Source organism: Streptomyces boetiae (genome assembly GCF_031845405.1).
Lineage (GTDB): Bacteria > Actinomycetota > Actinomycetes > Streptomycetales > Streptomycetaceae > Streptomyces > Streptomyces boetiae.
Window position 1 is genome coordinate 133,684 of record NZ_JAVREN010000002.1, and the last position, 20,966, is coordinate 154,649.

The 20,966-nt window shown below is 73.7% G+C and carries 15 protein-coding genes and 1 pseudogene; 8 read left to right on the forward strand and 8 right to left on the reverse strand.

Features of this window, described 5'->3' with window-relative positions; translation table 11 throughout:
- Positions 1-2 precede the first annotated feature (2 nt).
- Together RM780_RS01765 and RM780_RS01770 are read right to left on the reverse strand one after the other, a co-directional pair.
- On the reverse strand, positions 3-2,567 hold the full coding sequence (locus RM780_RS01765) for a polynucleotide kinase-phosphatase (RefSeq protein ID WP_311628603.1): 2,565 nt from the start codon (positions 2,565-2,567) through the stop codon (positions 3-5).
- Entirely contained in the window at positions 2,564-4,039 is a 1,476-nt protein-coding gene (locus tag RM780_RS01770) for a 3' terminal RNA ribose 2'-O-methyltransferase Hen1 (RefSeq protein WP_311628604.1), read from the reverse strand. The genes RM780_RS01765 and RM780_RS01770 overlap by 4 nt, the downstream gene beginning before the upstream one ends.
- 135 nt (positions 4,040-4,174) lie before the next feature.
- On the opposite strand from RM780_RS01770, the gene RM780_RS01775 reads away from it, so the two are divergent.
- Positions 4,175-5,464, forward strand: coding sequence for an Nramp family divalent metal transporter (locus RM780_RS01775; protein ID WP_311628605.1), 1,290 nt, complete (start codon positions 4,175-4,177; stop codon positions 5,462-5,464).
- Between the two features lie 22 nt (positions 5,465-5,486).
- Here the strand turns inward: RM780_RS01775 and RM780_RS01780 are convergent.
- The 5 genes and pseudogenes from RM780_RS01780 to RM780_RS01800 form a co-directional block, all read right to left on the reverse strand.
- Positions 5,487-5,675: pseudogene (locus tag RM780_RS01780) on the reverse strand (DUF3099 domain-containing protein); the annotation flags it as partial.
- A gap of 62 nt (positions 5,676-5,737) precedes the next feature.
- The gene (locus RM780_RS01785) at positions 5,738-6,016 is read right to left on the reverse strand and encodes a hypothetical protein (protein WP_311628606.1); all 279 of its coding nucleotides are present in this window, start codon (positions 6,014-6,016) and stop codon (positions 5,738-5,740) included.
- A 131-nt stretch (positions 6,017-6,147) separates the two neighbouring features.
- Entirely contained in the window at positions 6,148-7,677 is a 1,530-nt protein-coding gene (locus tag RM780_RS01790; RefSeq protein ID WP_311628607.1) for a helix-turn-helix domain-containing protein, read from the reverse strand.
- Between the two features lie 245 nt (positions 7,678-7,922).
- On the reverse strand, positions 7,923-8,132 hold the full coding sequence (locus RM780_RS01795) for a DUF2191 domain-containing protein (protein WP_311628608.1): 210 nt from the start codon (positions 8,130-8,132) through the stop codon (positions 7,923-7,925).
- A 128-nt stretch (positions 8,133-8,260) separates the two neighbouring features.
- Positions 8,261-9,469, reverse strand: a complete 1,209-nt coding sequence (locus RM780_RS01800; RefSeq protein ID WP_311628609.1) for a cytochrome P450 — start codon at positions 9,467-9,469, stop codon at positions 8,261-8,263.
- Positions 9,470-9,561: 92 nt separating this feature from the next.
- Here RM780_RS01800 and RM780_RS01805 point away from each other — a divergent pair, with 92 nt between their 5' ends.
- The 7 genes from RM780_RS01805 to dxs all read left to right on the forward strand — a co-directional run bounded on the left by RM780_RS01805 (position 9,562) and on the right by dxs (position 20,276).
- Positions 9,562-10,209, forward strand: coding sequence for a TetR family transcriptional regulator (locus RM780_RS01805; RefSeq protein ID WP_311628610.1), 648 nt, complete (start codon positions 9,562-9,564; stop codon positions 10,207-10,209).
- A gap of 249 nt (positions 10,210-10,458) precedes the next feature.
- Positions 10,459-13,179: an aconitate hydratase AcnA gene (gene acnA, locus RM780_RS01810; protein ID WP_311628611.1), complete on the forward strand. Its 2,721-nt coding sequence runs from the start codon at positions 10,459-10,461 to the stop codon at positions 13,177-13,179.
- A gap of 193 nt (positions 13,180-13,372) precedes the next feature.
- Entirely contained in the window at positions 13,373-14,800 is a 1,428-nt protein-coding gene (gene ngcE, locus RM780_RS01815) for an N-acetylglucosamine/diacetylchitobiose ABC transporter substrate-binding protein (RefSeq protein ID WP_311628612.1), read from the forward strand.
- A 17-nt stretch (positions 14,801-14,817) separates the two neighbouring features.
- Positions 14,818-15,825 carry a carbohydrate ABC transporter permease gene (locus tag RM780_RS01820; RefSeq protein ID WP_311628613.1) on the forward strand — a complete coding sequence of 336 codons (1,008 nt, stop codon included), beginning with the start codon at positions 14,818-14,820 and terminating at the stop codon, positions 15,823-15,825.
- Between the two features lie 41 nt (positions 15,826-15,866).
- Positions 15,867-16,712: a carbohydrate ABC transporter permease gene (locus RM780_RS01825; protein ID WP_311628614.1), complete on the forward strand. Its 846-nt coding sequence runs from the start codon at positions 15,867-15,869 to the stop codon at positions 16,710-16,712.
- Positions 16,713-16,839: 127 nt separating this feature from the next.
- A complete protein-coding gene (locus tag RM780_RS01830; RefSeq protein WP_311628615.1) occupies positions 16,840-18,057 on the forward strand; it encodes an ROK family transcriptional regulator in 1,218 nt (405 codons plus the stop codon).
- Between the two features lie 302 nt (positions 18,058-18,359).
- Positions 18,360-20,276, forward strand: a complete 1,917-nt coding sequence (gene dxs / locus RM780_RS01835; protein ID WP_311628616.1) for a 1-deoxy-D-xylulose-5-phosphate synthase — start codon at positions 18,360-18,362, stop codon at positions 20,274-20,276.
- Between the two features lie 58 nt (positions 20,277-20,334).
- Here dxs and RM780_RS01840 read toward each other — a convergent pair whose 3' ends face one another.
- Entirely contained in the window at positions 20,335-20,742 is a 408-nt protein-coding gene (locus tag RM780_RS01840; protein ID WP_311628617.1) for a VOC family protein, read from the reverse strand.
- Positions 20,743-20,966 lie beyond the last annotated feature (224 nt).

Here is a 20,966-nt window from a genome sequence, read left to right on the forward strand (position 1 = left end):
GGTCACAGCCGCGGGTCCACCGGCTCCGACTCCAGCGCCAGCACCGCGAAGACCGCCTCGTGCACGCGCCACAGCGGCTCGCCCACGGCCAGCCGCTCCAGCGCCTCGAGCCCCAGGGCGTACTCCCGCAGCGCCAGCGACCGCTTATGGCCCAGGTTCCGCTCCCGCAGCCGCGCCAGGTGCGCCGGCCGGGCGTACTCCGGGCCGTACACCAGCCGCAGGTACTCCCGGCCCCGGCACTTCAGGCCCGGCTGCGCCGGCCGCCCGTCCGCGCCGCGCACGAACGCCGCCCGCGGCTTGACGACCATCCCCTCGCCCCCGGCCTCCGTCAGCTCCAGCCACCACCGGGTGCCCTCGGCCACCGAGGCCGGGTCGCCGGTGTCCACCGCCAGCCGCCGCGTCGGGGCCAGCAGCGGATCGCGGCTCACCAGCCGGTCGATCAGCGCCAGCTGCTCATCGTGGGGCAGCGCCGCCGCCAGCGAGCGCCCCTCCACCGCCAGCACCTGGAACGGCGCCAGCCGCACCCCCGCCAGCCCCTCCTCCTCGGCCGGCCCGCAGTAGCGCCGGTACGCTGCCGCGAACGCCCCCGCGTCCTCGGCCCGCTCCCGCTGGCGCGCCAGCACCCCCTCCACCGGAACCCCCCGCCCGGCCGCCGCCTCCAGCGCCGCCAGCGCGCCGGGGAACGCCGCCCGCGCCGCCGCGCCCACCGCCGCGTACTGGCCGCGCACCAGCCCGCCCGCCTTGAACGACCACGGCAGGATCTCCGCGTCCAGCAGCAGCCAGTCGGTCCCCAGCTCCTCCCACAGCCCGGCGGCCCCGACCGCGTCCGCCACCCGCCGCAGCAGCGGCCCGGCGTCGCTCAGGAACGGCCGCCCGGTGCGGGTGTGCACCGCGCCGGACACGCCCGGCGGCGCGTCGAACCGCTTCGCCGCGGTCTCCGCGTCCCGGCACACCAGCACCACGGCCCGCGAGCCCATGTGCTTCTCCTCGCACAGCACCTCGCGCACGCCCGCCTCCCGGTAGGCTGCGAAGGCCTCCGCGGGGTGCTCCAGGTACCCCTCCTCGGCCGAGGCCGCGCAGGGCGCCATGGTCGGGGGCAGGTACATCAGCAGCCGCGGGTCCACCGCGAAGCGGCTCATCACCTCCAGGGCCGCCGCCGCGTTCTCCTCCCGCACCGCCAGCCGCCCGGCGTGCGCGGTGGTGATCACCCGCCGCCCCTGCACGTCGTCGATGGCCGGAGGCCGCGCCGCCGCCCCGTCCGAGACAGAGGCGGGGGCGAGCGGGCGCACCGGCTCGTACCACACGCGCTCCGCCGGGGTGTCCACGATCTCCCGCTCCGGCCAGCGCAGCGCCGTCAGCGCCCCGCCGAAGACGCACCCGGTGTCCAGGCACAGCGTGTTGTTCAGCCAGACCGCGCGCGGCACGGGCGTGTGCCCGTACACCACGGCCGCCCGCCCCCGGTACTCCTCCGCCCACGGGTAGCGCACCGGCAGCCCGAACTGGTCCGTCTCGCCCGTGGTGTCCCCGTACAGCGCGTGCGAGCGCACCCGGCCCGAGGTCCGCCCGTGATAGCGCTCCGGCAGCCCGGCGTGGCTGACGACCAGCGCGCCGCCGTCCAGCACGTAGTGCGAGATCAGCCCGTCGAGGAACGCCCGCACCCGCTCCCGGAAGGTAGGGTCCCGCTCCTCCTCCCGCGCCAGCTGCTCCACCGTCTCCGGCAGGCCGTGGGTGAGCTGGACCTTGCGGCCGGCGAGGTGCCGGGCCAGCTTGTTCTCGTGGTTGCCCGGCACGCACAGCGCGGTCCCGGCCTCCGCCATGCCCATCACCAGGCGCAGCACGCCCGGGGTGTCCGGGCCGCGGTCCACCAGGTCGCCGACGAACACGGCCGTGCGGCCCTCCGGGTGCCGCGCGCCCACGGCCCGCCCGTGCTCGTCCCGCTCCAGCACGTACCCCAGCGGCCCGCTCAGCAGCGTCTCCAGCTCCGAACGGCAGCCGTGCACGTCGCCGATCAGGTCGAACGGCCCCGCCAGGTGCCGCAGGTCGTTGTACCGCCGGGTGAGGCGGATCTCCGCCTCCTCCACCGCCCCGGTGCCGCGCAGCACGTGCACGTGCCGGAAGCCCTCGCGCTCCAGGCCGCGCAGCGAGCGCCGCAACTCCCGGCTCTGGCGGGGGATCACGTGCCCCGGCAGAAAGGCGCGCTCGGGGCGGGCCGCGTTGCGCCGCGCGGATTCCCGCTCCGGGATGTCCAGCACGACCGCCACCGGCAGCACGTCGTGCTCCCGGGCCAGCTCGACCAGCTTCCGCCGGGCCTCGCGCCGCACGTTGGTGGCGTCCACCACCGTCAGGCGCCCGGCGGCCAGGCGCAGGCCCGCGAGGTAGTGCAGCAGGGCGAACGCCTGGGGCGTGGCGGCCTGGTCGTTCTCGTCGTCGGCGACCAGGCCGCGGCAGACGTCGGAGGAGACGACCTGCGTCGGCAGGAAGTGCCGCCGGGCGAACGTGGACTTGCCCGAGCCGGTGGTGCCGATCAGCACCACCAGCGACAGGTCGGGTATGTCGAGGCGCGTCATGCCGCGACCTCCTTCGTCCCGGCGCCGGGGCCGGGAAGTCGGGTGAACAGGGCGAGCTGGGTGGGCGATCCGGCCTGAGGGTCCCGCGGGCCGACCGGGCGCAGGGCCACCGCGTAGCCGTTGCGGGCGGCGACCCCCTCCGCCCAGGCGCGGAACTCCTCCCGCGTCCACTCGAAGCGGTGGTCGGCGTGCCGGAACTCCCCGGCGGGCAGCGAGGGATAGCGGACGTTGTACTCGGCGTTCGGCGTGGTCACCACGACCGCGCCGGGCCGGGCCGCGCCGAACACCACGTGCTCCAGGGCGGGGAGCCGCGGCGGGTCCACGTGCTCGACGACCTCGCTGAGCACCGCCGCGTCCCAGTCCCGCAGCCGCTCGTCGGTGTACACCAGCGAGCCCTGAAAGAGCGTCAGCCGCTCGCGCCGCCGCGGCTGCATCTCCTCCACGCGCAGCCGCCGCCGCGCCACGGTCAGCGCCCGGACGGACACGTCCATCCCGGCAACGGCCGACAGCGCGCCGTCCTTCAGCAGCGCGGCAAGCAACTGCCCGTCCCCGCAGCCCAGATCGATCACCCGGGAGGCGCCGGTCTCCCGCACCGCCGCCAGGATCGCCTCCCGCCGCAGGGCGGCCAGCGGTGGCGGCGCCGGGGCCTCGCCTTCCGCGCTCGCGGCCGGGTCCTCCACCGCGTTGTCCAGCTCCGCCGCCTCCGCGTCGTCGGCCGCCGCCAGCCGCGCCAGCTCGAGCCGTTCCAGCGCCCGGCGGGTCAGCGCCGAGCGGTGCGCCAGGTACCGCCCGGCGATCAGCCGCTGCTCGGGGTGATGCTCCAGCCAGCCGTCCCCGGCCCGCAGCAGCTTCTCCACCTCCTCCTCCGTGATCCAGTAGTGCTTGGCGGCGTCCAGCACCGGCAGCAGCACGTAGAGCTGCCGCAGCGCCGCGGACAGCACCGCCTCGCCCTCCAGGATCAGGCGCACGTACCGCGAGGCGCCCCAGCCGGGGAACTGCGGGTCCAGCGGCACCGGTTCGGCGCTCACCTCCCAGCCCGCGGGCGCGAAGAGACGCCGCACCTCCTCGGGGCCGCCCCGCGCGGGCAGCGCCGGCACCTCGATCCGCAGCGGCATCGGCCGCCCCGGCAGCTCGGGCCGCGCCGCGCACACGCCGCGCAGCGCCGTCCGGAAGACCTGCCCCAGCGCGACCGCCAGCAGCGAAGAGGCGGCGTAGGGGCGGTCGTTGACGTAGCGGTCGAGGGCGGCGTCCGGCGCGGCGCCCCGGCCGCGGGCGCGCACCAGCGCCACGGGGTCGACGTCCAGCAGCAGCGCCGCGGTGCAGCGGCGCTCCCCGGCCTCGGGGTAGAAGACGTGCGCGGTCCCGGCGGAGGTCGAGAACTCCTGTGCCCTGCCGGGGTGTTTGTGCAGCAGGAAGCCGAGGTCCGTTGCGGGGCGCCGGGCGTCGCCGGCGGCGGAGAGGGTCAGGAACACCCGGCCCAGTATCGTCGCGGCCCCGGCCCGCACTCACCCGATTTCCGGCGCGGCGCGCGGCGGAACCAACGCCCGGCGCCCGTCCGCACGTTCGCACCCGCGCATTCCCGGCGGCGCGCTGGGCAGACTCCGGGGGTGGCGGAGACGGCGCGGGCGCGGCAGGAGAACGACCGTCCTCCGGGGGCCCGTTGGCGGCTGATCGGGCCCGGGCTCGTGGTCGCGGCCACCGGCGTGGGCGCGGGCGACCTCGTCGCCACGGCCGTGGCCGGCGGCCGGTACGGGTACACCCTGCTGTGGGCCGCCGTCCTCGGCTGCCTGATCAAGATCTCGCTGGCCGAGGCGACCGGCCGCTGGCACCTGGCCACCGGCCGCACCGTCTTCGACGGCTGGCGGTCCCTGGGCCGGTGGGCCGTGGCCTACTTCGGCGTCTACATCGTCGTCTGGGGCTTCGTCTACGGCGCCACCGCGATGTCCGCCAGCGCCCTGCCGCTGGCCGCCCTCTTCCCGGACGGGCCCTCGCTGCGCACCTGGGGCATCCTCTCCGGGCTGCTGGGCCTGGCCTGCGTGTGGTTCAACCGCTACGCCGTCGTGGAGCGGCTGATGACCCTGTTCGTCGGCGTGATGTTCCTGGTGGTGGTCGGCCTCGCCGTCCGCGTCGGCCCGGACGCCGCCGCGATGGGCGCCGGTCTGCTGCCGGTGCTGCCGGACGGCTCGGTGGTCTACACGCTCGGCCTGGTCGGCGGCGTCGGCGGCACCATCACGCTGGCCGCGTACGGGTACTGGGTGACGGCCAAGGGCTGGTCGGGGCCGTCCTGGATCCCGGTGATGCGCCTGGACAACCGGGTGGCCTATGCCACCACCGGCCTGTTCGTCGTGGCCATGCTGGTGATCGGCGCGGAGCTGACGCACGCGGCGGACGTGGCGCTGGCCACGGGCGACCGGGGCCTGCTGGACGTCGGGGAGGTGCTGGAGGACCGCTTCGGGACGGCCACGGCGCGGCTGTTCCTGGTCGGCTTCTTCGCGACGTCCTTCAGCTCGGTGATCGGCGTCTGGCACGGCGTCAGCCTGCTCTTCGCGGACTTCACGGCCCACCTGGCGGCCCGCGGGCGAGCAGGGGAAACGGCCGGGGAGGCGCGCCCGGCCCGCGCCGAGCGGTCCTGGGCCTTCCGCGGCTACCTGCTGTGGCTGACGTTCCCGCCCATGGGCCTGCTGTTCCTGGACGAGCCGGTGGGCCTGATCCTCGCCTACGGGGTGCTGGGCGCGCTGTTCATGCCCTTCCTGGCGCTGACCCTGCTGTGGCTGCTGAACTCCCCGCGCGTGCCCCGCCTCTGGCGCAACGGCCCGCTGAGCAACGTCATGCTGCTGGGCTCGGGCGTCCTCTTCCTCGTACTGTGCGTGGAGCAGATCCGCGACCTGCCCTGGTAGCCGGGCCGGCTCAGCCCTCGCCGGGGCCGCGGCGGTTGGCGACGATCGCCGCGACGGGCGGCAGCGCCGCCGCCACCGCGCACATCGCGATGGCCACCGGAACGGACCACAGGCGGACCACCGCCCAGGCCCCCACGAACAGCGTCAGGCAGACGCCCATCAGGATGAAGTAGCGGCGTCGGCGGCCCCGGTACGTCCCTCGCTGGTCCATGAGTCCGGTCTACGCCGCGGGGCCGGCGTCGGGCCACAGCGACACGGCCACGGCGGGCGGGGCTAGAACAGGAACGGCGCCGCCACCAGGTACGGCAGGCTCCCGGCCAGGATGCCCGCGAAGATCACGGTGGCCGTCATCCCGGCCGTGCCGTCACGGAAGCGGCGGGGGAGCAGGGCCGTGCCGGCCAGTCCGCCCGCGCCGAGCAGCAGTTCGTACAGCACGAAAAAGGGGGAGGCAGCCAGGGCCGCCACGACGGTGGCGCCGAAGAGGACGGAGGTGCGCCGGCTGGCCCGCCGGTCGAGCCGCCGCTCCAGCCTGTTGTCCAGTGCGTGGTCCATCACGGAACTCCTCCCAGCGGCCGGGCGTTCACGGGTCCTGTGATCACTGTCCCCAGTTCGGCCACAGGCTATGCCGGGCGGCGGAATCCGCCGTTCCCCGTGCACCGGCCGGGAGCGCTGATGCGCGTCCGTCAGATGTTGCGGAAGGTCTCGATCTGCGCGCCCACCGAGTTCAGACGCTCGGCCAGGTCCTCGTAGCCGCGGTTGATGACGTAGACGTTCCTCAGGACGGAGGTCCCCTCGGCGGCCATCATCGCCAGCAGGACGACCACGGCCGGGCGCAGGGCCGGCGGGCACATCATCTCGGCCGCGCGCCACCGCGTGGGGCCCTCCACCAGCACCCGGTGCGGGTCCAGCAGTTGGAGCCGGCCGCCGAGGCGGTTGAGGTCGGTGAGGTAGATGGCGCGGTTGTCGTAGACCCAGTCGTGGATCAGCGTCGAGCCGTGCGCGGAGGCCGCGATGGCGGCGAAGAACGGCGCGTTGTCGATGTTCAGGCCGGGGAACGGCATGGGGTGGATCTTGTCGATCGGCGCCTCCAGCTTGGAGGGCCGCACGGTCAGGTCCGCCAGCCGCGTGCGGCCGTTGTCCGCCGCGTACTCCGGGCCCAGGTCGTGGTCCAGGCCCATGCCCTCCAGCACCGCCAGCTCGATCTCCAGGAACTCCAGCGGCACCCGCCGGATCGTCAGCTGGGACTCGGTGACGACCGCGGCGGCGATGAGGCTCATCGCCTCGACCGGGTCCTCGGAGGGGGAGTAGTCCACGTCCCGGTCGATCTCGGGCACGCCGTGGACGGTGAGGGTGGTGGTGCCCACGCCCTCGATCCGCACGCCCAATTCCTCCAGGAAGAAGCACAGGTCCTGGACCATGTAGTTGGAGGAGGCGTTGCGGATCACGGTGACGCCGTCGTGCCGGGCGGCGGCCAGCAGGGCGTTCTCGGTGACGGTGTCCCCGCGCTCGGTCAGGACGATGGGGCGCGTGGGCGTGATCTTCCGGTCCACCGTGGCGTGGTAGACGCCCTCGGTGGCGGTGACGTCCAGGCCGAAGCGGCGCAGCGCCATCATGTGGGGCTCGACGGTCCGGGTGCCCAGGTCGCAGCCGCCCGCGTAGGGGATCTTGAACTGGTCCATCCGGTGCAGCAGCGGCCCGAGGAACATGATGATGCTGCGGGTGCGCCGCGCGGCCTCGTGGTCGATCGCGTCCAGGTCCAGCTCGGCCGGGGGGATGATCTCCAGGTCGGCGCCCTCGTTGATCCAGCGGCTGCGCACGCCGATCGAGGAGAGGACCTCCAGGATGCGGAAGACCTCCTCGATGCGGGCCACGCGCCGCAGGACGGTGCGGCCGGAGTTCAGGAGGGTGGCGCACAGCAGGGCGACGCAGGCGTTCTTGCTCGTCTTGACGTCGATGCTGCCGTGCAGGCGGCGCCCTCCGACGACCCGCAGGTGCATCGGGCCGGCGTAGCCGAGCGAGACGATCTCGCTGTCCAGCGCCTCTCCGATGCGGGCGATCATCTCAAGGCTGATGTTCTGATTCCCCCGCTCGATGCGGTTGATAGCGCTCTGACTGGTCCCGAGCGCCTCGGCAAGCTGGGATTGTGTCCAGCCGCGATGCTGACGTGCGTCCCGAATGAGCTGTCCGATCCGGGCGAGGTAGTCATCGATCATGTGACCGAGCTTATCTCACATATGAGATGCCGCATCTCGGGTGGGTCCGTCCGGGTGAGGAGTCCCAGGTCGGCGCGGCGTGTCGCACCCGGCCGGCCGAGCCCTCCGGAGGGCCCCGCGCCGGCGTCCGGATTGTCACCCCGGTGAGGGGTCGGGCCGCCCCTGTCGTCACCGGATACCGACGCGCATCGTCTCACCCCGGGGGCCCCGGAGGCCAATCGGCCGGCGGCCCGGAGCCGGGCGGCTCAGCCGCCCTGCGTGTCGCGGGTATCGGCCGCGGCGCGGTCGTCCAGCAGCCGGCGGGCCGGCTGCTCGGCGTGCGCCTCGGTGCGGTGGCCGCGCTCGATGTAGTCGCGGATCACCAGCTCCACGGCGTCCTGCGGCGAGCCGGCGCCCGCCAGAACCATGACCTCCACCACGAGCTCGGCGTCCAGGCTGACGCTGACCTTGGCCATCGCGGGCCTCCTGCTGCTCCTTCGGGCCGGGGCGGGCGGCCCCGTGCGCGCTGCGTGTCCGGCCCGGGGTGAACGACCGCCCCGGGCCGGTTGTTCCGGCGGCGCGCCCGGCGGACCGCCCCGGCGGCTCAGACCGCGACGGGGAGCCGCGCCGGGCCGCGCAGGTTGATCCGGCCGTTCCACTCCACCTCGCCGTCCAGGGACAGGCGCGGGAAGCGGCGCACCAGGCGCTCCAGGGCGACGCGGCCCTCGAGGCGGGCCAGGATCGCGCCCAGGCAGTGGTGCGGGCCGGCGCCGAAGGAGACGTGCTGGCGGGCGTTCTCCCGGTCCAGGCGCAGCAGTTCCGCGTCGGGGCCGAAGACGCTCTCGTCCCGGTTGGCGGAGGCCAGGCAGGCGATGACGAAGGAGTGCGCCGGTATCTCCCGGCCTCCGACGGAGTAGGGGGCCAGGGTGATGCGGCGGGTCTGCTGGACGGGGCTGTCGTAGCGCAGCAGTTCCTCGACGGCGTTGGCGGCCAGGACGGGGTTCTCGCGCAGCGCGGCGAGCTGGTCCGGGTGGCGCAGCAGGGCGACCGTGCCGTTGGCGATGAGGTTGACGGTGGTCTCGTGGCCCGCCACGTAGAGCAGGATCACCTGGGCGATCAGCTCGTCGTCGCTGAGCCGGTCGCCGTCCTCCTCGGCGGCGATGAGCGCGGTGAGCAGGTCGTCGGCGGGGTTGGCGCGCTTCCAGGCGATCAGCTCGCGGGTCAGCCCGGTCAGCTCCTCGCCGGCGCGGGATATCTCCTCCAGGACCTCGGGCTCCAGGACGGCCTCCAGCGAGAGCACGAGCTTGCCGCTCAGCCGCCGGATGCGCTCGGCGTCGGTGGGCGGCATGCCGAGCATCCCGGAGATCACCTCGAACGGCAGCGGGAACGCCAGCGTCTCCACGAGGTCGCCGTGCCCGGCGTCCGCGAGGGTGTCCAGCGCCGCGTCCACCAGCTCGGTGATGCGCGGCTCCAGGGCGGCCACGGCCCGGCGGGTGAACGCCTTGGTCACCAGCGAGCGCAGCCGGGTGTGGTCCGGGGGGTCGGCGTCGAGCATCGACATCCGGATCACGCGCAGGCCGTCCTCGTCCAGCGTGTCGATCTGCTCCCGGACGACGCCGTCGCCCAGGTGCCGGGCGTCCACGGACAGGCCCGAGCGGAGGATGGCGGAGACGTCCTCGTGGGAGGTCAGGAGCCAGAAGCCGAAGGGGTGCTCGTGGACGGGGTCCTCGGCCCGCAGGCGGCGGTAGGCGGGGTACGGGTCGTCGGTGAAGCCGGGCTCCAGCGGGTTGAACAGCAGCTCCGTGTCGGTCATCGGTGTCCTCCAGGCGGCGGTTCGACGGTTCGGCGGCTTGGGACGTACTCACTGTTGGAAACATACGCTGTGTATGTTCGTAGACTTCGCGCATGTCTTCTGTCAAGAGCCGGCGCGAGCAGTACTCGGAGGCCACCCGGGCCGCTCTGCTGGAGGCGGCCACCCGCCGGTTCGCGGAGGACGGCTTCGCGGGAACCTCCCTGGGGGGCATCGCCGCCGACATCCACGCCACCCGGGGCGCCGTCTACCACCACTTCGCCAGCAAGACCGCGCTGTTCGAGGCGGTGCTGGAGGCCCAGGAGACCGAGATGGTCCGCCTTGTCTCGGAGGCGGGCGCGCACGCCGGCACCCCCTGGGAGGCGGCGCGGGCCGCGATGGAGGCGTTCCTGGACCGCTCCTGCGACCCGGTCTACGGCCGGGTGGTCTGGCAGGAGGCGCCCCTGGCGCTGGGCTGGCGGCGCTGGAAGGAGTGCGAGGAGGAGTACGCCCTCGGCCTGATCGAGCGCCTGATGGCCGCGCTGATGGAGCACGGGGACATCGCGCCCCTGCCGATGGAGGCAGCCGCCCGCGTCACCTTCCACGTCCTCGGCGCGGCGGGCATGGCCCTGGCCGAGGCCGCCGAGGCGGACAAGCCCCGCGTGCGCGCCGAGTACTCCGAGGTCATCGACCGCCTCCTCTCGGGCCTCCGCTCCCGCCCCGCACCCCCCGCCCCCGGGCCGCCGGCCCCCGACCGCGCCTGAGGCCCCGCCCGGCCCCGCCCCCCGGGCCCCCTGGCCCTCCCCGGCGTAACGGCCCGGGCGGCGGGCCCGCATGCCCCCGGGGCCCGTCATGAGTTAGGGTTATCTCGACATCGAGATATCTAAGGGCAGGACGGCGCCGCCGGCGCCCCGTCGTCGTGGCTTGCTTAGGGTCGCCTTAGCGAGCCGGGGGCGGGAGCGGGCGGCAGGATTGCGGTAGTACGCGCGAATTCATGTTTGAAGGAGACAGTCGTGTCGGCGAACAGCTTCGACGCCCGCAGCACCCTGCGGGTGGGCGACGAGTCGTACGAGATCTTCCGGCTGGACACGGTGCAGGGGTCCGACCGCCTCCCGTACAGCCTGAAGGTCCTGCTGGAGAACCTGCTCCGCACCGAGGACGGGGCGAACATCACCGCCGATCACATCCGTGCCCTCGGCGGCTGGGACGCGAGCGCCGAGCCCAGCCAGGAGATCCAGTTCACCCCCGCCCGCGTCATCATGCAGGACTTCACCGGCGTGCCCTGCGTCGTTGACCTGGCCACGATGCGCGAGGCCGTCCGCGAGCTGGGCGGCGACCCGGCCCGCATCAACCCGCTCGCCCCCGCCGAGCTGGTCATCGACCACTCCGTCATCGCCGACCGCTTCGGCACGCCCGACGCGTTCCAGCAGAACGTCGAGCTGGAGTACGGCCGCAACCGCGAGCGGTACCAGTTCCTGCGCTGGGGCCAGACCGCGTTCGACGAGTTCAAGGTCGTCCCGCCGGGCACCGGCATCGTGCACCAGGTCAACATCGAGCACCTGGCCCGCACCGTCATGGTGAGGAACGGCCAGGCGTACCCCGACACCCTCGTCGGCACCGACTCGCACACCACCATGGTCAACGGCCTGGGCGTGCTGGGCTGGGGCGTCGGCGGCATCGAGGCCGAGGCCGCCATGCTCGGGCAGCCGGTGTCCATGCTCATCCCGCGCGTGGTCGGCTTCAAGCTCACCGGCGAGCTGCCCACCGGCACCACCGCCACCGACCTGGTCCTCACCATCACCGAGATGCTCCGCGCGCACGGCGTGGTGGGCAAGTTCGTGGAGTTCTACGGCGAGGGCGTGGCCGCCGTGCCGCTGGCCAACCGCGCCACCATCGGCAACATGTCGCCGGAGTTCGGCTCCACCGCCGCGATCTTCCCCATCGACGCGGAGACCATCAGCTACCTGCGGCTGACCGGCCGCGACCCGCAGCAGCTCGCCCTGGTGGAGGCCTACACCAAGGAGCAGGGCCTGTGGCACGACCCGGCCCGCGAGCCGGAGTTCTCCGAGTACCTGGAGCTGGACCTCTCCACCGTGGTGCCCTCGCTGGCCGGCCCCAAGCGCCCCCAGGACCGCATCGCGCTGACCGACGCCGCGCGGAAGTTCGGCGAGGACGTCCGGGCCCACGTGCCCGTCACGGACGCGGACGAGGCCGGCAAGGAGTCCTTCCCCGCCTCCGACTCCCCGGCCGTCTCCAACGGCGTGCCCACCAAGCGCGTCACCGTGACCGCCGCCGACGGCAGCACGTTCGACCTCGACCACGGCGCCGTCACCGTCGCGGCCATCACCTCCTGCACCAACACCTCCAACCCCTCGGTGATGGTCGGCGCCGCCCTGCTGGCGAAGAAGGCCGTCGAGCGCGGCCTGACCCGCAAGCCCTGGGTCAAGACCACCCTCGCGCCCGGCTCCAAGGTCGTCATGGACTACTACGACCGCGCCGGCCTCACGCCCTACCTCGACAAGCTCGGCTTCAACCTCGTCGGGTACGGCTGCACCACCTGCATCGGCAACTCGGGCCCGCTGCCGGAGGAGGTCTCCAAGGCCGTCAACGACAACGACCTGGCCGTCGTCTCCGTCCTGTCCGGCAACCGCAACTTCGAGGGCCGGATCAACCCCGACGTGAAGATGAACTACCTGGCCTCCCCGCCCCTGGTGGTCGCCTACGCCATCGCCGGCTCGATGAAGGTGGACATCACCTCCGAGCCGCTGGGCGCCGATCAGGACGGCAAGCCGGTCTACCTGCGCGACATCTGGCCCACCGAGCAGGAGGTGGAGGAGGTCGTCGCCTCCGCCATCGGCCAGGAGATGTTCGGCCAGAGCTACGCCGACGTCTTCGCGGGCGACGCCCAGTGGAACGCCCTGCCCATCCCCACCGGCGACACCTTCGAGTGGGACCCGCAGTCCACCTACGTCCGCAAGCCCCCCTACTTCGAGGGCATGACCACCGAGCCGTCCCCCGTCACCGACATCGCGGGCGCGCGGGTGCTGGCCAAGCTCGGCGACTCGGTCACCACCGACCACATCTCCCCGGCCGGCGCCATCAAGGCCGACACCCCGGCCGGCCGCTACCTCACCGAACACGGCGTGGAGCGGCGGGACTTCAACTCCTACGGCTCGCGCCGCGGCAACCACGAGGTGATGATCCGCGGCACCTTCGCCAACATCCGGCTGCGCAACCAGATCGCCCCGGGCACGGAGGGCGGCTACACCCGCGACTTCACCCAGGAGGGCGCGCCGGTGTCGTTCATCTACGACGCCTCGCAGAACTACCAGGCCGCGGGCGTGCCCCTGGTGATCCTGGCCGGCAAGGAGTACGGCTCCGGCTCCTCCCGCGACTGGGCCGCCAAGGGCACCGCCCTGCTGGGCGTGCGCGCGGTCATCGCCGAGTCCTACGAGCGCATCCACCGCTCCAACCTCATCGGCATGGGCGTGCTGCCGCTGCAGTTCCCCGCCGGGGTCACCGCGGCCTCCCTCGGCCTCACCGGCGAGGAGACCTTCGCCATCAGCGGGATCACCGCGCTGAACGAGGGCGGCACCCCCCGCACGGTGAAGGTGGCCACCGACACCGGCGTGGAGTTCGACGCGGTCGTCCGCATCGACACCCCCGGCGAGGCGGACTACTACCGCAACGGCGGCATCATGCAGTACGTGCTGCGTTCGCTGCTGCGCAAGTAACCCGCGGCCCGCGCCGCACCTTTGGGGAAACGCACGGGGCGCCCCCGGCCGCCAGGCCCGGGGGCGCCCCGCCGTCGTTCCGGATTCGCGCAGGCGATCTTCCGCCGCCGCGCCGGGTGGACTATACCTGTCGGCGACCGGGCGGGACTTCACCCCCACGCCGCCCGGCGCCCGAGGAAGGCGAGGTACCCCTGTGCCATCCGGTTCCCACCCCGACCGCCGTTCCCTCCTCCGCCGCTCCGCCGCCGCCGGGCTCCTGGCCCTGCCGGGCGTGAGCGCGCTCGCCGCCTGCGCCAGCGGCGGCGGGAACGAGGGCGCCGTCGAGCGCGAGGCGGCCACCGACGCGAACCCCTTCGGCGTCAGCTCCGACGCCGGCCTGGAAGTAGTCATCTTCAACGGCGGGTTCGGCGAGCAGTACGCGCTGGACGCCGAGCAGATCTACCAGGGCAGCTACGGGCCCGTCGACCACAGCGCCACCCAGGAGATCGCCTCCCGCCTCCAGCCCCGCATGGTGCAGGGCGACCCGCCCGACGTCGTCAACAACGGCGGCGCCGACGCCATGGCCATCGCCGGCCTCCTGGCCAACCGCCAGGTCCACGACCTCACCGAGCTGCTGGAGGCCCCCTCCCTGGACGACCCCGCCGTCACCGTCCGCGAGACCCTGCGGCCCGGCACCGTGGAGAAGGGGCAGTTCGGCGGGGACTTCGGGGAGGGCTTCTACCAGCTCAACTACGCCTTCACCGTCCACGGCCAGTGGTACTCCCGGGCCGCGCTCGCCCGCCTCGACGCCGAATACCCCCGCACCTGGGAGGAGATGCTCGCCGTCTGCGAGGCCGCCCGCCGCGCCGGGATGGCCGGGTGGACCTACGCCGGGCAGTACCCGTACTACCTGGCGTTCACCCTCTACCCCTTCATCGCCAAGATCGGCGGGGCCGAGGTGCTCAGAGCCATCGACAACCTGGAGCCCAACGCCTGGCGCCACGAGGCCGTCGCGGCGGCGTTCTCCGCCTACCACGAGCTGACCGCCCGCGGGTACGTCCTGCGCGGGACGCCCGGCCTCAGCCACGAGGAGTCCCAGGCCGAATGGACGGCCGGGCGCGCCCTGTTCATCCCCAACGGCTCCTGGGTGGAGAACGAGTCCCGCGAGACCACCCCCGACGGCTTCGACATGGCCGTCGGCCCGCCCACCGGGCTGGACGAGGGGGACGCGCTGCCCTTCGGCACCCTGTGGGCCTGCGCCGACGAGCCGTTCCTCGTCCCCGCCGACGCCCACAACCTCCCCGGCGGGCTGGAGTTCCTGCGGATCATGCTCGGCCGCGACTCCGCGCGGAACTTCACCGAGCTGGTCTCCTCCCTGTCCTGCGTCTCCGGCGCCGCCGACGGCCTCGACCTGCCCCCCGGCCTGGCCTCCGCCACGCAGGCCCTGGACGCCGCCGGGGAGAACACCGTCAACCCCCGCCTGCGCGACTGGTACCGGCAGCTGCACGACGTGGAGATCGGCGGCGCCGTGGCGCGGATGATGGCCGGCGAGATGGAGCCGGAGGAGGCCGTCGCCGCCTGCCAGCGCGCCGCCGACGCCGTGGCGCGCGACGACTCCGTCCCGAAGTTCCGGCACGCGTGAGCCGGGGAAGGCGCGCCATGACGGCCCACCCCTCCCCGGACGCCCCGCTGCCGCTGCTCGCGGCGGCCTTCTTCCTGCCGCCCCGGCTGACCCCGGCCCGGGTGCGGCGCGACCGGCGCTACCGGGCGCTGGAGCGCGGGCGCTTCATCGCCTGGTTCCTCTTCCTGCCGCTGCTGGTGTACGCGGTCCTCGTCGTCTCGCCGTTCCTCCAGGCGTTCTACTACTCGCTGACCGACTGGACCGGCACCAGCCCCGAGTACCGCCTCGTGGGGCTGGAGAACTACCGCCGCCTGTGGCACGACGAGGACTTCTGGTCCGCCACCCGCAACAGCCTCCTGCTGCTGGCCGCAGCCCCTCTGATCACGCTGGGTCTTGGCCTGTTCCTGGCCGGGATGCTCCACGCCGGCGGGCGGCGGCGCCGCGGCCGGGCGTTCACGGGCGTGGCCGGGGCCCGCCTCTACGCCGTCGTGCTGTTCTTCCCCCAGGTGCTCTCGCTGGCCGTGGTGGCGGTGATCTTCGACCGGGTGCTCAGCCCGCGCGGCGGCATCCTCAACGAGGGGCTGGGCGCCGTCGGCCTGGGCTCCTGGCGGCAGGACGACTGGCTCGGCGGCGACCTCGCCCTGTGGTGCGTGCTGGGCGTGCTGTGCTGGTCGTTCACCGGCTTCTACGTCGTGCTGTTCTCCGCCGCGATGGGCGCGGTGCCCGGGGAGATCCACGAGGCGGCCCTGCTGGACGGCGCCGGGCGCGGCACGGCGTTCTTCCGGATCACCCTGCCGCTGATCGGCGAGACCGTGCGCACCGGCTGGATCTACATGGGCATCCAGGCCCTGGACTGCTTCGCCCTGGTCGCGGTCATGGTGCCCGCGCACGGCATGGACGTGCTGCCCACCTACCTCTACGAGACGGCGATGCGCGACAGCCAGGCCGGCTACGCCACCGCGATCGGCGTCGTCCTCTTCCTCGTCACCCTGCTGTTCACGGCCCTGCTGCTGCGCCTGGGCCCGCGCGAACGCCACGAGTACTGACCCCCGGCACGGCCCCGCCCCCACCTCCCGGAGTCCACGCCATGCGTGCATCACCCGCCGCCTCCGGCGCCCTGAACGTCTTCGCCCACTCCTTCCTGATCCTGTGGACGGCCCTGGCCGCCGGGCCCCTCGTCTGGGTGACGCTCTCCGCGCTGCGCCCGCACGCCGACCTGGTCACCGACCCCTTCGGGCTGCCCACCGAGGCGGAGTGGGCCAACTTCACCAACGCCTGGGCGCAGGCCGACATCGGCCGCTACGCCCTCAACTCCCTGATCGTCCTGGCGGGTTCGCTCACCGGCACGATGCTGCTGGGAGCCATGGCCGCCTACGTGCTGGCCCGCTATTCCTTCCGCGGCAGCCGGACGATCCACCTGCTCTTCGCCGGGGGCATGATGTTCCCCGTCTTCCTCGCCCTGGTGCCGCTGTTCTTCATCCTCGACAACGCCGGCCTGCTCAACACCCGGCAGGGCCTGATCCTCGTCTACATCGCCTACTCGCTGCCGTTCACCACCTTCTTCCTGGTGGCGTTCTTCCGCACCCTGCCCACGGCCGTGCAGGAGGCCGCGGAGCTGGACGGCGCCTCGCACACCCGGACGTTCTTCCAGGTCATGCTGCCGATGGCCCGCCCCGGCCTGGTCAGCGTCGGCATCTTCAACTTCCTCGGCCAGTGGAACCAGTTCGTGCTGCCCCGGGTCCTCAACGTCGGCGACGAGAGCGACGCCGTGCTGCCCCAGGGCCTGGCCGCGCTGATGGTCCAGCAGGGCTACGAGGGGGACTGGGGCGCGCTCTACGCCGGGGTCACCCTGGCCATGCTGCCGGTGCTCGTCGTCTACGCCGCGTTCCAGCGCCAGGTGCGCGAGGGCCTGACCGCCGGGGCCGTCCGGTGACGTCCTGGGGCGTACGGCGTCCTGACGGCCCGGCCCCGAGTTCCTATAGTGGGCGCGGCGCCCGCAGCCGGGGTGACCGGCGGGTGAACGTGCCGCGCCCGCCCGGGAGACGAAAGTGAAGTGATCCGTGCAGACTCCGGGGTCGCAGTCCTCACTGCACCGCGCCAACCTGGAACGCGTGGTCCGCGCCGTGCGGGCCGCCGGAGCGCTCACCCAGGCCGAGATCGCCCGCGCCACCGGGCTGTCCGCGGCCACGGTCTCCAACATCGTCCGCGAGCTGGCGGGCCTGGGCACCGTGGACGTGCGCACCACCTCGGCCGGCGGGCGCCGGGCCCGCAGCGTCTCGCTGGCCGCGGACGCCGGCATCGTCGTCGGCGTGGACCTGGGCCACTCCCACCTGCGGGTGGCGGTGGGGGACCTGGCGCACCGGGTGCTGGCCGAGGACGCCGAGCCGATCGACGTGGACGCCTCGGCGGGCGAGGGCCTGGACCGGGCCGAGAAGCTGGTGCGCACGCTGCTGGCCGCGGCCGGCGTGGACCGCTCCAAGGTCGTCGGCATCGGCCTGGGCGTGCCGGGCCCCATCGACCAGGAGACCGGGGCGCTGGGCTCCACGGCCATCCTCCCGGGCTGGCAGGGCACCAACCCGCGGGAGGAGCTGGCGGCCAGGACGGGCGTTCCCGTGCACGTGGACAACGACGCCAACCTCGGCGCGCTCGGCGAGCTGGTGTGGGGGAGCGGGCGCGGCTGCCGCGACCTGGCGTACATCAAGGTGGCCAGCGGCGTCGGCGCCGGGCTGGTCATCGACGGCCGGATCTACCGGGGCCCGGGCGGAACGGCCGGGGAGATCGGGCACGTCACGCTCGACCCCTCGGGCCCGGTGTGCCGCTGCGGGAACCGCGGCTGCCTGGAGACCTTTACCGCGGCCCGGTACGTCCTGCCGCTGCTGCACGCCAGCCACGGGCCCGGGCTGACGATGCAGCGGGTCATCCGGCTGGCCGGGGAGGGCGACCCGGGCTGCCGGCGGGTGGTCGGCGACATCGCCGGCCACATCGGCACCGCCGTGGCCCAGCTCTGCAACCTGCTCAACCCCGACCGGGTCATTCTCGGCGGGGACCTGGCCGAGGCGGGGGAGATCGCGCTGGGGCCGATCCGCGACTCGGTCGGGCGCAACGCCATCCCCAGCGCCGCCCGACGGCTGGAGCTGGCCTGCGGGGCCCTGGGGGAGCGGGCCGAGGTGCTGGGCGCCCTCGCGCTCGCGCTGCGGGCGATGGGGGACGCCCCGCTGCTCGGCGCTCCCCGGCCCCCGGCAGCACCCGCGCCCGGTCCCGGTCCCGCCGGCGGCTGAGGGCGGCGGCGGTCCGGGCACCGTTCCGGGGGCGGCACCTCCAACGGGCGAGTCCGATCGCGGCCGTGCGCGATCCAGTCCGCCGGCGCGCGCCAAGGGGTCGAGAACGACCGTAACCGGTCATTTTCCGCTCGTTTTCCGCTGCTTTCTCCGCCTTCGTGGCCCGGACCCGTCCACCGCGTGACGTATCTCGCTCCCCGGCAAGGCTGAGGCCAAAGGGGGAACATTAGACTCGACCACGGCCGCCGCGCCCGTATTTCCGGCCTGCGGACGGCCGCCGCACGCCACAGCTAGGAGGAACGGTGCCGCTGCTGACCCGCATCTCGGGACCGCGCGATCTCGACCGGCTCACCCACGGGCAACTGGAGGAGCTGGCCGATGAGATCCGATCGTTTCTCATCGCCGCGGTGGCCAGGACGGGCGGGCACCTGGGGCCCAACCTCGGCGTGGTCGAGCTGACCATCGCGCTGCACCGGGTCTTCCACTCGCCCGCCGACCGCATCCTGTGGGACACCGGCCACCAGGCGTACGTGCACAAGCTGCTCACCGGCCGCCAGGACTTCTCCCGGCTGCGGGCCCAGGACGGCCTCTCCGGCTATCCCTCCCGGTCCGAGTCCGAGCACGACGTGATCGAGAACTCTCACGCCTCGACCGTCCTGGGCTGGGCGGACGGGCTGGCCAAGGCCAACCAGCTCAACGGCCGCACCGACCACGTCGTGGCCGTCACCGGCGACGGCGCCCTGACCGGCGGCATGGCCTGGGAGGCGCTGAACAACATCGCCGCCGCCAAGGACCGCCCCCTGATCATCGTCGTCAACGACAACGAGCGCTCCTACTCGCCCACCATCGGCGGCCTGGCCAACCACCTCGCCACCCTGCGCACCACCGACGGCTACGAGCGCTTCCTCGCCCGCGGCAAGCAGGTCCTCAACCGCACCCCGGTGGTCGGCCGCCCGCTGTACGGCACGCTGCACGGCGCGAAGAAGGGCCTGAAGGACGTCATCGCCCCGCAGGGCATGTTCGAGGACCTGGGCCTGAAGTACGTCGGCCCCATCGACGGCCACGACATCCAGGCCCTGGAGTCCGCCCTGCACCGGGCCAAACGGTTCCGCGGCCCGGTCATCGTGCACTGCCTGACCGAGAAGGGCCGCGGCTACCAGCCCGCCCGCGACGACGAGGCCGACCAGTTCCACGCCGTGGGCGTCATCCACCCCGACACCGGCGCCCCCGTGGCCGCCTCGGGCCAGGACTGGACGGCCGTCTTCGGCGAGGAGCTGCTGAAGCTGGGCCACGACCGCCCCGACCTCGTCGCCATCACCGCCGCCATGCTCCGCCCGGTGGGCCTGCACGCCTTCGCCCAGGCGTTCCCCGACCGGGTCTACGACGTGGGCATCGCCGAGCAGCACGGCGCGGTCTCCGCCGCGGGCCTGGCCACGGGCGGGATGCACCCCGTCTTCGCCGTCTACGCCACCTTCCTCAACCGGGCCTTCGACCAGCTGCTGATGGACGTCGCCCTGCACCGGTGCGGCGTCACCTTCGTCCTGGACCGGGCCGGTGTCACCGGGCCGGACGGAGCCTCGCACCACGGCATGTGGGACATGTCGATCCTCCAGTGCGTACCGGGCCTGCGGCTGGCCGCCCCCCGCGACGCCGACCAGCTCCGCGCCCAGCTCCGCGAGGCCGTTCAGGTGAAGGACGCGCCCACGGTGGTGCGTTACTCCCGCGGCAAGGTCGGCCCGCCCGTCCCCGCGGTGGGCACCGTCGGCGGGATGGACGTGCTGCGCGCGGCCGGGACCGAGCGGCCCGACGTGCTCATCGTCTCCGTCGGCGCGCTGGCCCCCCTGTGCCTGGAGACCGCCGAGCTGCTGGAGCGCCAGGGCATCACCAGCACCGTCGTGGACCCCCGGTGGGTCAAGCCGGTGGATCCGGAGCTGCCCGGCCTGGCGGCCGGCCACCGCGTCGTGGTCACCGTCGAGGACAACTGCCGCTCCGGCGGCGTCGGCTCCGCCGTCGCCCAGGCCCTGCGGGACGCCGAGGTCGACATTCCGCTGCGGGACTTCGGCCTGCCCGAGCGCTTCCTGCCGCACGGCAGCCGCGACCAGGTGCTGGCCGGGGCCGGCCTGACCGCCCCCGACATCGCCCGGCAGGTCACCGGCCTCGTCTCCCGCCTCGACGGCCGCTACGAGGCCGCGACCGCCGGCCTCGGCGGCGAGGACTGACACCGCCCACGGCCCGTGCCGGCCCGGCCCCGCGCCCCGGGGCCGGGCCGCCCGGCGCTCAGCTCCCCTGCACGGCGGAGGCGTCCATCCACATGTACTCCCACTGGTGCCCGTCCAGGTCCTCGAAGCTGCGGCCGTACATGTAGCCCTCGTCCATCGGGTCGCGGTTCGTCGTCGCGCCGGCGGCCAGGGCCCGGTCCACGATCTCGTCCACCTCGGCCCGGCTGTCCGCGCTCAGCGCCAGGATCGCCTCGGTGGACCGGGAGGTGTCCGCGATCTCCTTGGTCGTGAAGCTCTTGAAGAAGGGCTCCACCAGCAGCATCGCGAAGATGTCGTCGCTGATGACGAGACAGGCGGCGTTCTCGTCGGAGAACTGCGGGTTGAAGGAGTAGCCCAGGCGGCCGAAGAACTCCTTGGAGCGCTCCAGGTCCTTCACGGGCAGGTTCACGAAGATCTTGGTCGACATGGGAGCCGCACCTTGCCTCTCGGGTTTTCCGGGTTGGTCGCTTGCCTTGCACCCATGAAGACCCCGGCCCCGCCGGAAACTCATCGCCCCCGCGCGGAGATTTTTTCCCGGCCGCCACGCGGCCCCCACGCGGCCCCGCGCGCCCGGCGCAAAAGCACGCGGCGCCCGGCCCGCCGGAGCGGAACCGGGCGCCACACGCGCCGTCAACGGCCTTCCCGGCCGAG

What these genes read in the sequence shown, in the direction of transcription:
- RM780_RS01840 (WP_311628617.1), bottom strand. Translation starts at nt 20,742, where the DNA reads ATGTCGACCAAGATCTTCGTGAACCTGCCCGTGAAGGACCTGGAGCGC.
- RM780_RS01795 (WP_311628608.1), bottom strand. Translation starts at nt 8,132, where the DNA reads ATGGCCAAGGTCAGCGTCAGCCTGGACGCCGAGCTCGTGGTGGAGGTC.
- RM780_RS01765 (WP_311628603.1), bottom strand. Translation starts at nt 2,567, where the DNA reads ATGACGCGCCTCGACATACCCGACCTGTCGCTGGTGGTGCTGATCGGC.
- RM780_RS01820 (WP_311628613.1), top strand. Translation starts at nt 14,818, where the DNA reads ATGACGGCCCACCCCTCCCCGGACGCCCCGCTGCCGCTGCTCGCGGCG.
- RM780_RS01785 (WP_311628606.1), bottom strand. Translation starts at nt 6,016, where the DNA reads ATGGACCACGCACTGGACAACAGGCTGGAGCGGCGGCTCGACCGGCGG.
- RM780_RS01800 (WP_311628609.1), bottom strand. Translation starts at nt 9,469, where the DNA reads ATGACCGACACGGAGCTGCTGTTCAACCCGCTGGAGCCCGGCTTCACC.
- RM780_RS01805 (WP_311628610.1), top strand. Translation starts at nt 9,562, where the DNA reads ATGTCTTCTGTCAAGAGCCGGCGCGAGCAGTACTCGGAGGCCACCCGG.
- RM780_RS01825 (WP_311628614.1), top strand. Translation starts at nt 15,867, where the DNA reads ATGCGTGCATCACCCGCCGCCTCCGGCGCCCTGAACGTCTTCGCCCAC.
- RM780_RS01790 (WP_311628607.1), bottom strand. Translation starts at nt 7,677, where the DNA reads ATGATCGATGACTACCTCGCCCGGATCGGACAGCTCATTCGGGACGCA.